Source organism: Streptomyces malaysiensis subsp. malaysiensis, from assembly GCF_040653035.1.
Lineage (GTDB): Bacteria > Actinomycetota > Actinomycetes > Streptomycetales > Streptomycetaceae > Streptomyces > Streptomyces malaysiensis.
Window position 1 is genome coordinate 81,259 of record NZ_JBEZNG010000009.1, and the last position, 11,873, is coordinate 93,131.

9 protein-coding genes are annotated in these 11,873 nt (G+C 69.4%); 7 read left to right on the forward strand and 2 right to left on the reverse strand.

Annotated features, from left to right (window positions below):
- Positions 1-16 precede the first annotated feature (16 nt).
- Genes nuoH through nuoN form a run of 7 tightly spaced genes read left to right on the forward strand, consistent with a single transcriptional unit; the run spans position 17 to position 8,403 of the window.
- Positions 17-1,342 carry an NADH-quinone oxidoreductase subunit NuoH gene (gene nuoH / locus AB0E24_RS20025; RefSeq protein WP_202542975.1) on the forward strand — a complete coding sequence of 442 codons (1,326 nt, stop codon included), beginning with the start codon at positions 17-19 and terminating at the stop codon, positions 1,340-1,342.
- Entirely contained in the window at positions 1,335-1,967 is a 633-nt protein-coding gene (gene nuoI / locus AB0E24_RS20030) for an NADH-quinone oxidoreductase subunit NuoI (RefSeq protein ID WP_359378619.1), read from the forward strand. The genes nuoH and nuoI overlap by 8 nt, the downstream gene beginning before the upstream one ends.
- The gene (locus tag AB0E24_RS20035) at positions 1,964-2,878 is read left to right on the forward strand and encodes an NADH-quinone oxidoreductase subunit J (RefSeq protein ID WP_359378622.1); all 915 of its coding nucleotides are present in this window, start codon (positions 1,964-1,966) and stop codon (positions 2,876-2,878) included. Before nuoI ends, AB0E24_RS20035 begins: the two co-directional genes overlap by 4 nt.
- Positions 2,875-3,174: an NADH-quinone oxidoreductase subunit NuoK gene (gene nuoK, locus AB0E24_RS20040; protein ID WP_009715954.1), complete on the forward strand. Its 300-nt coding sequence runs from the start codon at positions 2,875-2,877 to the stop codon at positions 3,172-3,174. Before AB0E24_RS20035 ends, nuoK begins: the two co-directional genes overlap by 4 nt.
- Positions 3,175-3,190: 16 nt before the next feature.
- Positions 3,191-5,086, forward strand: coding sequence for an NADH-quinone oxidoreductase subunit L (gene nuoL / locus AB0E24_RS20045; RefSeq protein ID WP_069865335.1), 1,896 nt, complete (start codon positions 3,191-3,193; stop codon positions 5,084-5,086).
- Positions 5,087-5,089: 3 nt separating this feature from the next.
- Positions 5,090-6,754 carry an NADH-quinone oxidoreductase subunit M gene (locus AB0E24_RS20050; RefSeq protein ID WP_174885233.1) on the forward strand — a complete coding sequence of 555 codons (1,665 nt, stop codon included), beginning with the start codon at positions 5,090-5,092 and terminating at the stop codon, positions 6,752-6,754.
- Entirely contained in the window at positions 6,751-8,403 is a 1,653-nt protein-coding gene (nuoN, locus tag AB0E24_RS20055) for an NADH-quinone oxidoreductase subunit NuoN (protein WP_069865331.1), read from the forward strand. The genes AB0E24_RS20050 and nuoN overlap by 4 nt, the downstream gene beginning before the upstream one ends.
- Before the next feature lie 1,358 nt (positions 8,404-9,761).
- Here the strand turns inward: nuoN and AB0E24_RS20060 are convergent.
- Positions 9,762-10,283 (reverse strand): PT domain-containing protein, encoded by a 522-nt coding sequence (locus AB0E24_RS20060; RefSeq protein ID WP_099014529.1) that lies wholly within the window; start codon positions 10,281-10,283, stop codon positions 9,762-9,764.
- Between the two features lie 60 nt (positions 10,284-10,343).
- On the reverse strand, positions 10,344-11,594 hold the full coding sequence (gene fahA / locus AB0E24_RS20065) for a fumarylacetoacetase (RefSeq protein WP_079258544.1): 1,251 nt from the start codon (positions 11,592-11,594) through the stop codon (positions 10,344-10,346).
- Between the last annotated feature and the right edge of the window lie 279 nt (positions 11,595-11,873).

Genomic DNA, 11,873 nt, shown 5'->3' on the forward strand with positions numbered 1-11,873 from the left:
CGCAGAGGACCTGTCGATGTTCGGCCGCGATCCATGGTGGCTGATCGTGATCAAGGCCGTCTTCTGCTTCGCGTTCCTGATGGTGACGGTGCTGATCTCCATCGTCATGGAGCGCAAGGTGGTCGGCTGGATGCAGCTGCGCGTCGGGCCCAACCGCCACGGACCCTGGGGCATGCTCCAGTCCCTCGCGGACGGCGTGAAGCTGATGCTCAAGGAGGACGTGGTCGTCAAGGGCGCGGACAAGGTGGTCTACGTCCTGGCGCCGATCGTGGCGGCCATCCCCGCCTTCATGGCGGTCGCGGTGATGCCGTTCGGCCCGGCCGGCGGTGAGGTCTCGATCTTCGGGCACCGCACCGCGATGCAGCTGACCGATCTGCCGATCGCCGTTCTCTACATCCTCGCCACTGCCTCGGTCGGCATCTACGGCATCGTGCTGGCCGGCTGGTCCTCCGGATCGACCTATCCGCTCCTGGGCGGCCTGCGCTCCTGCGCCCAGATGATCAGCTACGAGATCGCGATGGGGCTCTCCTTCGCCGCGGTCTTCCTCTACTCCGGGTCGATGTCGACCTCGCAGATCGTGGAATCGCAGCACGACCGCTGGTACGCGGTGCTGCTGCCGGTCTCGTTCCTCATCTACATCGTCTCGATGATCGGTGAGACCAACCGGGCGCCGTTCGACATGCCGGAGTCCGAGGGCGATCTCGTCGGCGGCTTCAACACCGAGTACTCCTCGATCAAGTTCGCGATGTTCATGCTCGCCGAGTACATCAACATGGTCACCGTCTCGATGGTCGCCGTGACCCTCTTCCTCGGCGGCTGGCGGGCGCCCTGGCCGATCAGCACCTTCTGGGAGGGTGCCAACCACGGCTGGTGGCCGATGCTGTGGTTCGTCGGCAAGGTCGTGACATCGCTGTTCGTCTTCATCTGGGTGCGCGGCACGCTTCCGCGGGTCCGCTACGACCAGTTCATGAAGCTGGGCTGGAAGGTGCTCATCCCGATCTCGATGGTCTGGCTGATGCTGGTCGCCACCGTCCGGGCGCTGCGCAACGAGAACTACGACTACCAGGACATCGTGCTCTACGTGGGCAGTGCGGTGATCGCGCTGCTGCTGCTGTCCTTCGTGGTCGACTTCTTCCGCGACCGTGCCGTGAAGGCCGAGGCCGGAGCGGAACCGGAACCGGAGCCCGCCTTCGATCCGATGGCGGGAGGTTTCCCGGTGCCGCCGCTGCCCGGGCAGACCTTGCCGCCCGTCCCCCGCCGACGTCCGCACGCCGAGCGCGAGCTGATTGTCAGTGGTGGGCCCGACACTGTCAGTGACGGAAAGGAGGCCGACGGTGTCTGACTTCCAGAATCCGGTGGCCGGCTTCGGCGTGACCTTCAAGGCCATGTTCAAGAAGCGGCTCACCGAGCAGTACCCGGAGGAGAAGAAGCCCACCGCGCCCCGCTTCCACGGACGCCACCAGCTCAACCGGCACCCGGACGGGCTGGAGAAGTGCATCGGCTGCGAGCTGTGCGCCTGGGCCTGCCCCGCCGACGCGATCTATGTGGAGGGCGCGGACAACACCGACGAGGAGCGCTACTCCCCGGGCGAGCGTTACGGCCGCGTCTACCAGATCAACTATCTGCGCTGCATCCTGTGCGGTCTGTGCGTCGAGGCGTGCCCCACCCGGGCACTGACCATGACCAATGAGTACGAACTCGCCGACCGCAGCCGCGAATCGCTCATCTACACCAAGGAGGAGCTGCTCGCGGGCCTCGAGGACGGGATGGTCGACTCCCCGCACGCCATCTACCCCGGCACCGATGAGCAGGACTACTACCGGGGTCTGGTGACCGAGGCCGCGCCCGGCACCACCCGGCAGGTCGCGGTCAGCAAGGGCGAGACCCTCTCCGACCAGGCCGCGGGGAACGAGGAGTCGCAGGAGTCGCAGGAGTCGCCGGAGCGGCAGCGGGGGGTGCAGGCATGAGCGGCGGTCTGGCCGCGGCGGCCTCCACCACCTCCACCGGTGAGGCCCTCCAGTTCTGGGTGCTCGGCACGATCGCCGTGATCGGCGCGCTGTGCACGATCCTGATGCGCAAGGCCGTGCACAGCGCCCTGTCCCTGGCCGGCACCATGATCATCCTGGCGATCTTCTACCTCGCCAACGGCGCGTACTTCCTGGGCATCGTCCAGATCGTCGTCTACACCGGCGCGATCATGATGCTCTTCCTCTTCGTGGTGATGCTGGTCGGTGTCACCGCCGCCGACTCCCTCAAGGAGACCCTGAAGGGGCAGCGCTGGCTCGCCGCCCTCTGCGGGATCGGCTTCGGCATCCTGCTGTGCGCCGGGATCGGCAATGCCTCGCTGAAGTCGTGGAACGGCCTGGGCCAGGCCAACTCCGGTGGCAATGTGGAGGGCCTGGCGGCTCTGATCTTCACCAAGTACGTCTTCGCCTTCGAGATCACCGGCGCGCTGCTGATCACCGCGGCGGTCGGTGCGATGGTGCTGACCCACCGCGAGCGCACCGAGCGGGCCCGCACCCAGCGCGAGCAGTCCGAGGAGCGGGTGCGCATCGGCCGGAACGTCCCGCCGCTGCCCGCCCCGGGTGTGTACGCGCGGCACAACGCGGTGGACATCCCCGGTCTGCTCCCCGACGGCACCCCGTCCGAGCTCACGGTCAACGCGACGCTGCGCGGCCGCGGCCAGATCCGGGACGTCTCCCGTGAATCGCTGGCCGAGCTGGCGGCGCTGGAGCGGCGCTCGAAGCGCTGGCTGGGCCGGAAGACCGACGAGACCGGCGCGGCGTCCGGGGGCGACGCGGAGACGGAGAACGGCGAGGACTGCGAGAACGGCGAGAACGCGGGCAGCGCCCGGAATTCGAGGGGAGCCGCCAAGTGAATCCGGTCAACTACCTCTACCTGGCCGCCCTGTTGTTCACCATTGGTGCGGCCGGCGTCGTCATCAGGCGGAACGCGATCGTTCTCTTCATGTGCGTCGAGTTGATGCTGAACGCGTGCAACCTCGCGTTCGTGACCTTCTCCCGGCTGCACGGGAACCTCGACGGCCAGATCATCGCCTTCTTCACGATGGTCGTCGCCGCGGCGGAGGTCGTGGTCGGTCTCGCGATCATCGTGACCGTCTTCCGCTCCCGCCACTCGGCCTCGGTCGACGACGCCAGCCTGATGAAGCTCTAGAAGGGGTCGCGTTCAAGTGGAGAACCTCATCGGATTGCTTGTCGCGGCGCCCCTGCTCGGCGCCGCCCTGCTGCTGTGCGGGGGGCGGCGGCTGGACGGCAAGGGTCACTACCTCGGCACGGCGCTCGCCGCGGCCTCCTTCGTGATCGGCGCGGTGCTCTTCGCCGACATGCTCGGCCGCGGCGAGCACGACCGGGCCCTGCACAGCAAGGTCTTCAGCTGGATCCCGGTGGGCGGCTTCCGCGCGGACGTCGCCTTCCAGCTCGATCAGCTGTCCATGACCTTCGTCCTGCTGATCACGGGTGTGGGCACACTGATCCACATCTACTCGATCGGCTATATGGAGCACGACGAGCGCCGCCGCCGCTTCTTCGGCTATCTCAATCTCTTCCTCGCGGCCATGCTGCTGCTCGTCCTCGCCGACAACTACCTGCTGCTGTACGTCGGCTGGGAGGGCGTGGGCCTCGCCTCGTACCTGCTCATCGGCTTCTGGCAGCACAAGCCCAGCGCGGCCACGGCGGCGAAGAAGGCGTTCATCGTCAACCGCGTCGGCGATGTGGGCCTGTCGATCGCGATCATGCTGATGTTCACGACCTTCGGGACATTCACCTTCGCCCCGGTGCTGACCAACGCGGATAACGCGAGCGAGGGCAAGCTCACCGCGATCGGGCTGATGCTGCTGCTCGCCGCCTGCGGCAAGTCGGCCCAGGTGCCACTCCAGTCCTGGCTCGGGGACGCGATGGAGGGCCCGACTCCGGTCTCGGCCCTGATCCACGCGGCGACCATGGTGACCGCGGGCGTGTATCTGATCACCCGCTCCGGCGCCATCTTCGAGAGCGCCCCGGACGCCCAGACCGCGGTGGTCACGGTCGGCGCGGTCACGCTCCTCTTCGGTGCGATCGTCGGTTGTGCCAAGGACGACATCAAGAAGGCCCTGGCCGGGTCCACCATGTCGCAGATCGGCTATATGATCCTGGCCGCCGGGCTCGGCCCGATCGGCTATGTCTTCGCGATCATGCACCTGGTGACCCACGGCTTCTTCAAGGCCGGGCTCTTCCTCGGGGCCGGATCGGTCATGCACGGCATGAACGACGAGGTCGATATGCGCAAGTACGGCGGCCTGCGGAAGTACATGCCGGTCACCTTCATCACCTTCGGGCTCGGCTATCTCGCGATCATCGGCTTCCCCGGGCTGTCCGGCTTCTGGTCGAAGGACAAGATCATCGAGGCGGCCTTCGCCAAGGGCGGCACCGAGGGCTGGATCCTCGGCGGCGCGGCCCTGCTGGGCGCGGCCATCACCGCGTACTACATGACGCGGGTGATGCTGCTGACCTTCTTCGGCGAGAAGCGCTGGGTGCCGGACGAGGCGGGCAATGAGCCGCATCCGCATGAGTCGCCCTCGTCCATGACCATCCCCATGATCGTTCTGGCCGTGGGATCGGTCTTCGCGGGCGGGCTGTTCAGTCTGAACGACTCGTTCCTGAAGTGGCTGGAGCCGGTCACCGGCCACAGCCACGGCGACTCCCCGCTCAGCGCGGCGACGGTCACCGCCGGGACGATGGTGGTGCTGGTGATCGGTGTCGCGCTCGCCTGGGCGCAGTACGGACGCCGCCCCGTGCCGAGGACCGCCCCCCGCGGGTCGCTGCTCACCCGGGCCGCCCGGCGCGATCTGCTCCAGGACGACTTCAACCATGTCGCGCTCGTCAAACCCGGCCAGTATCTGACCCGAGGTCTGGTCTATGTCGATCACAAGCTGGTCGACGGGGTGGTCAACGGCACCGCGGCCGGAGTCGGCGGACTCTCCGGCCGGCTGCGGAAGCTCCAGAACGGCTACGCCCGTACGTACGCGGTCTCGATGTTCGGCGGTGCGGCGGTGCTCATCGCCGCGACCCTGCTGATGAGGGCGGTCTGAGTCATGTCATTTCCCCTGCTGACGGCCACGGCCGTGGTGCCCGCCCTCGGCGCGGTGGCCACCGCCGCCGTGCCCGCCGCCCAGCGCACCGCCGCCAAATGGGTGGCGCTGGGCTTCTCCCTGGTCACGCTCGCCCTCGCGGCGATCGTGCTGGTCCGCTTCGATCCCGGCGGCGCCCGCTTCCAGCTCACCGAGTCCCATGCCTGGATCAAGGACTTCGGCGTCCGCTACGAACTGGGCGTGGACGGGATCGCGGTCGCGTTGCTCGCGCTCACCGCGGTGCTCATCCCCTTCATCATCCTGGCGGGCTGGCATGACGCCGATCCGCTGGAAGGCGCCCGTCCCAACCGCCGCTGGCGACCCACCCAGGGCTTCTTCGCGCTGATCCTGATGGTCGAGGCGATGGTGGTGATCTCCTTCGAGGCCACCGACGTCTTCCTCTTCTACATCTTCTTCGAGGCCATGCTGATCCCGATGTACTTCCTCATCGGGGGCTTCGGGGACCGGGCCGGAGGCCGCTCCGAGGAGGAGACGGCCACTCAGCGCTCCTACGCAGCGGTGAAGTTCCTGCTCTACAACCTGGCGGGCGGGCTGATCATGCTGGCCGCGGTGGTCGGTCTGTACGCGGTCACCGCCGATCAACTCGGCACCGGCACCTTCTCGCTCCAGGAGATCGTCCAGGCGCGGACGAACGGCCATCTGGACATGGCCTCCAGCACCGAGCGGCTGCTCTTCCTCGGCTTCTTCTTCGCCTTCGCGGTGAAGGCGCCGCTGTGGCCGCTGCACACCTGGCTGCCCAACGCGATGGGGGAGGCCACCGCCCCGGTCGCGGTGCTGATCACCGCGGTCGTCGACAAGGTCGGCACCTTCGCGATGCTCCGCTTCTGCCTCCAGCTCTTCCCGGAGGCCAGCAAGTGGGCCACCCCGGCGATCATGATCCTGGCGCTCATCAGCATCATCTACGGCGCACTGCTGGCGATCGGCCAGCGGGACATCAAGCGGCTGATCGCCTACGCCTCGATCTCCCACTTCGGCTTCATCATCCTGGGCATCTTCGCGATGACCACCCAGGGCCAGGGCGGCGCCACCCTCTACATGGTCAACCACGGTGTCTCCACGGCCGCGCTGATGCTGGTGGCCGGGTTCCTGATCACCCGGCGCGGTTCGCGGCTCATCGAGGACTACGGCGGTGTGCAGAAGGTCGCCCCGGTGCTCGCCGGCACCTTCTTGATCGGCGGCCTCGCCACCCTCTCGCTGCCCGGGCTCGCGCCGTTCATCAGCGAATTCCTGGTCCTGGTCGGCACGTTCAGCCGCTACCCGGTGTTCGGCGTGATCGCGACCGTCGGAATAGTGCTGGCCGCGCTCTACGTGCTGATCCTCTACCAACGCACCATGACCGGTCCGGTGAAGGCCGAGGTGCGGTCCATGCCCGATCTGCGGGTGCGTGAGCTGGTCGTCGTGGCCCCGCTCATCGCCCTGCTGATCTTCCTCGGCGTCTACCCGAAGCCGCTGGCCAACATCGTCAACCCGGCGGTCGACCACACGCTGTCCGTGGTGGACAAGAAGGATCCCAGGCCCGAGCACCCCGTCACCGACGCGGGCTGGTTCAGCTACAGCCCCAAGTCCGAGGGTGCTTCCCACGACGGTGCTTCCGGAGGTGCCAAGTGACCAACGCGGCCACTGTCCACAGCCTGTGGACAACAGCGGCGGCGGCGCCCGAAAAGATCCCGTCGCCCCATATCGAGTACGGCCAGCTGTCACCCACGCTGATCGTGCTCGGCGCCGCGATCGTCGGCGTCCTGATCGAGGCGCTCCTGCCGCGCCGCCAGCGGTACGTGGCGCAGGTGTTCGTCTCCGTGGTCGCCCTGGCCGCGGCCTTCGCCGCGGTGATCGGCCTCGCCGCCGGTGACTACGGCACCAGCAAGGCCCGCGTCGCGGCCATGGGCGCGATCGCGGTCGACGGACCGGCGCTCTTCCTCCAGGGGACCATTCTCCTGGTGGCGCTGGTGGCGGTGTTCACCTTCGCCGAGCGGCGGCTGGATCCGGTGGTGCACGGCAACCGCGTCGACTCCTTCGCCGCACAGGCCGCCGCCGTGCCCGGCGGCGACGCCGAGAAGGCCGCCGTCAAGGCGGGCTTCACCACCACCGAGGTCTTTCCGCTGGTCCTCTTCGCGGTCGGCGGCATGCTGGTCTTCCCGTCCGCCAACGATCTGCTGACGCTCTTCGTGGCGCTGGAGGTCTTCTCCCTGCCGCTGTACGTGCTGTGCGCGCTCGCCCGGCGCCACCGCGCGCTGTCGCAGGAGGCCGCCGTCAAGTACTTCCTGCTGGGCGCCTTCTCCTCGGCGTTCCTGCTCTTCGGCATCGCCCTGCTGTACGGCTACGCGGGCACGGTCACCTACTCCGGGATCGCGGACGTCGTCGACGGCCAGGTCAGGAACGTCACCCCGGCGCTCGCCGGGACCATGGGCAATGACGCGCTGCTGCTGATCGGCGGGGCGATGGTGCTGATGGGGCTGCTGTTCAAGATCGGCGCCGTGCCGTTCCACATGTGGACCCCGGACGTCTACCAGGGCGCGCCGACCCCGGTGACCGGCTTCATGGCGGCGGCCACCAAGGTCGCGGCCTTCGGCGCGCTGCTGCGGCTGCTGTATGTCGTGCTGCCGGGGCTGCGCTGGGACTGGCGGCCGGTGATGTGGGGCGTCGCCATCGTCACCATGCTGGGCGGTGCGATCGTGGCCGTCACCCAGACCGATGTGAAGCGGCTGCTGGCGTACTCGTCGATCGCCCACGCCGGGTTCATCCTGGCCGGTGTCATCGCCACCACACCCGAGGGCATCTCCTCCGTCCTCTTCTACCTCGCCGCGTACTCCTTCGTGACCCTCGGCGCCTTCGCGGTGGTCACCCTGGTGCGGGACGCGGGCGGCGAGGCCACCCATCTGTCCAAGTGGGCCGGGCTCGGCCGCCGTTCGCCCCTGGTGGCCGCGGTCTTCGCGGTCTTCCTGCTGGCCTTCGCCGGTATCCCGCTGACCAGTGGCTTCGCCGGGAAGTTCGCCGTGTTCAAGGCGGCGGCCGACGGCGGGGCGGGCGCGCTGGTGGTGATCGGTGTGATCTCCTCGGCGGTCGCCGCGTTCTTCTACATCCGGGTCATCGTGCTGATGTTCTTCAGCGAGCCGCGCACGGACGGCCCGTCCGTGGCGGTGCCGAGCCCGCTGACCTCGTCGGCCATCGCCATCGGCGTGGCGGTCACGCTGGTCCTGGGCGTCGCCCCGCAGTACTTCCTGGACCTGGCCAGCCAGGCGGGGGTCTTCGTCCGCTAGCCATTCCCCGACCCCGCCCCTTCCCGAACTCAGAGGGCTCGCCCCCTGACCCCCGGCCGGGCACGGACACCACGACGGTGCCGTGCCCGGCCGGAGTCCTGCCTCCCACAGCAGCCGCCCCTCGCCCCGCCCGTTCCCGGATCCGCCCGCTCTGCCCGTTCCCGGATCCGCCCGCCTTGCCTCTTGCCGGATCCGCCTGCCCTGCCCGTTCCCGATTCGGCCCGCCCTGCCTGTTCCCGGATCCCCCGCCCTGCCTCTTCCCGGATCCACCCGGCCCGCCCCTCCCCGAATCCGCCCGCCCTGCCCCTCCCCGGATCCGCCCGCCTTGCCTCTTCCCGGATCCGCCCGCCCTGCCTCTCGCCGGATCCACCCCGCCCGGCCCCTCCCCGAATCCCCCCGCCCTGCCTCTTCCCGATTCCGCCTGCCCTGCCCGTTCCCGGATCCACCCGCCCAGCCCGTTCCCGAATCCGTCCGACCCGCCCCTTTCCGAATCCAGGGGCTCCTGGAGCTTCGGGGGGCCAACTCCAGCCCCTCCGGCGTTTGAGGAGCGGGGTCCGGGGCGGAGCCCCGGCGGGGGTCAGGGGGCGGAGCCCCCTGGTTCGGGAAGGGGCGGGGTGGGGAAACGCCACGCCGCCACCACTGTCGTCGCCTTAGCCGCGTACGCGCGTCCTACCAGCAGACGCCGACGCCGCCCCGCTCGGCGAACTCCCGGACCACATAGGCGGCGGAGGGAAACCACGCGAACCGCAGCCACAGGCTGATGCCGAGGGTGGTGAACAACTGCCACATACCGAGGGCAGCCAGCAGTGAACCGCCGCGCAGGCCGTAAGCGAACCGCCGCGCAGGCCGTAACGGCCCCAGAAGCGACGCAGGAGCGTCCGGCGCACGGCGCCCCGGGCCCGGGAGCCTCCGGGGCCGGACGGGGCCGTACGGGCGTGGTGGGCGCGCCCACCGGCCCACCGCCAGTGCCCCCGGACAGCTGACCCCCGGACAGCTGACCGGCCGGATAGCTGATGGCGCAGGCGCCGAGGTGAGGCCGCGCCCCGGGCGCGGGCGTTGTCCTGGGCGACAAAGCCCCGCAGGCCGTAGCCGTTTCGGACCCCGGACCGCCCGATCCGCGAACCACCGGGCGCCCGGGACGGCGAGGAACGCCTGGACGACGACCGGGCGCTGGAAGGCCGCCGAGCCGGCGCGGCCGCTCGACGTGGAGGACATCGGTACGGGCGGAGACGCACAGCCGGTCGGCGACACGGGCGGGCGCGGGGACGGGGCCCCACTGCGCACGGCGGGCCCCCGGCGCGCTGGTGCGCTGGTGCGCCAGGGGCCCGGGCGCCGGGCGGGATGTCCGGCGTCGCGGTTCAGCCGGTCGGGAGATCGGTCGGGAGATCGGTCGGGACGCCGCTCGGCAGATCGGTCGGCAGACCGGACGGCAGCGACGTCGGAATACCCGAGGGAAGGTCGCTGGGCGAGGTCGTCCTGGTGAAGGTGTCGTTCTTGGCGAGCGCGTCCCAGTCGACCGTGAGGGTCTTGCCGTCCGCGCTCGGGGTGACCTTGCCCGCACTGCGGTCGGTGTTGCCGTCGGCGCACTTGAGCATGAGCATCTTCCCGCCCATGTCGGCGTACTCGCCGTCGCAGATGTGCTTGCCGGCCATCAGGATGGCCTTCTTGCCGTTGATGGACAGGATGACGGCCTCGTCACCGGACTTGGCCACATAGGTGCCCGAGACCTTGGCGTCCGCGCCCCCCTCCGCCGGGGCGCTCGACGCGGAGGAGGTGTCCTTGGACGTGTCCTTCTTGTCGTCGTCGCCGTCACTGCCGCATGCGGTCAGTAGCAGGGCGGCCGCCGCCACCGTGCCGGCGATGCCCACTGCCTTCTTCACGTGCTTCTCCTCGATCGTCAGGGCTCGTCAGGGCAGGAGCACGACAAATTAGCAGCCGTGTCAGGGCGTGGCCGGGACGACCTGGCCGGTCACCTCGCCCAGACCGATACGGGTCCCTCGCGGGCCCGGTGCCCAGGCCGTGATGGTCACTTCGTCACCGTCCTCCAGGAAGGTCCGGGTGCCATCGGGGAGGTGCAGCGGGTCGCGGCCGGCCCAGGTGAGTTCGAGCAGGCAGCCGAGCTCGTCCGGGCGTGGGCCGCTGACCGTGCCGGAGGCGAAGACGTCGCCGGTGCGCAGCGAGGCGCCGTTCACCGTCATATGGGCGAGCTGCTGGGCCGCGGTCCAGTACATGGCGGAGAAGGGCGGGCGGGAGATCGTATGGCCGTTGAGGGCGACCTCCAGCCGCAGATCGAGCCCGCCGGGCTCGGCGGCGCTGTCGTCGAGGTAGGGGAGGAGCGGGACGTCGCGGGCGGGCGGGCTGGTACGGGCCGCGGAGAGGGCCTCCAGCGGGGTGACCCACGCGGCGAGGGAGGTGGTGAAGGACTTGCCGAGGAACGGGCCGAGCGGGCGGTACTCCCACGCCTGGATGTCGCGTGCGGACCAGTCGTTGAGCAGACAGACGCCGAAGACGTGATCGTGGAACCCGGAGAGCGGCACCGGTGTATTCACAGTGGAAGGCGCGCCGACGACGAAGGCCACCTCCGCCTCGAAGTCGAGGCGCAGGGAGGGGCCGAAGACCGGAGTGGGGGAGGAAGCGTGTGGTGCGGAGGTATCGGCAGGGGGCAGCCGCTGGCCCTGCGGACGGACGACGGGCGTGCCCGAGACGAGGATCGTGCCGGCCCGCCCGTGGTAGCCGATGGGCATGTGTTTCCAGTTGGGGGTGAGCGCGTCGCCGTCGGGGCGGAAGATCCTGCCCGTGTTGGTGGCGTGGTGCTCGCTCGCATAGAAGTCGGCGTAGTCGGCCACCTCGAAGGGGAGATGGAGCGCCACGGTGGGGAGGGGGTGCATCAGGGGCTCGATGGTCGGCCGGTGCGCCGGGTCGGTGAGCCAGTCGAGCACCTCGGCGCGGACGGCCTGCCAGACCGGGCGGCCCGCGGCCATCAGCGGGTTGAGGGTGTCGGCGCCCAGGAGTTCGGCGTGCGGAGAGGCGGTGGCGGCCGCGGCGGCGCCCGCGTCCAGCACATGGTTTCCGTAGCGCACCCCGATTTTCCGCAGATGGGGAGCGTATGGCGCGGTGAAGACGCCATAGGGGAGGTTGTGCGGGCCGAAGGCGTCGCCTTCGGGCAGGTCCAGCGGGGATCGCTGCGGCATCGGGGCTGCCTCGCCTTCTCCTCGTCACTGCGGGGGCCAGCACACCCTAAGGGGTCCTTGCACTATGCCCGCCCAGGTCGCGCGGCCTGGCACCGCACCTCGCCGCGTTGCCGAAAAGCCCTAGTAGCTCCGCTACGAGGGCTCTCCGGCGCCTTGCGATGCACGGCACCACGCGACCTCATCGGGCGCTCATAGTGCAAGGACCCCTAAGGCGCGGGGAGGGTGGGGAAGAAAGGAAGATGATGTTGTGTCGGCTACTCCCTAAAGAGAAGGCAATGT

What these genes read in the sequence shown, in the direction of transcription:
- nuoH (WP_202542975.1), top strand. Translation starts at nt 17, where the DNA reads ATGTTCGGCCGCGATCCATGGTGGCTGATCGTGATCAAGGCCGTCTTC.
- AB0E24_RS20035 (WP_359378622.1), top strand. Translation starts at nt 1,964, where the DNA reads ATGAGCGGCGGTCTGGCCGCGGCGGCCTCCACCACCTCCACCGGTGAG.
- AB0E24_RS20050 (WP_174885233.1), top strand. Translation starts at nt 5,090, where the DNA reads ATGTCATTTCCCCTGCTGACGGCCACGGCCGTGGTGCCCGCCCTCGGC.
- fahA (WP_079258544.1), bottom strand. Translation starts at nt 11,594, where the DNA reads ATGCCGCAGCGATCCCCGCTGGACCTGCCCGAAGGCGACGCCTTCGGC.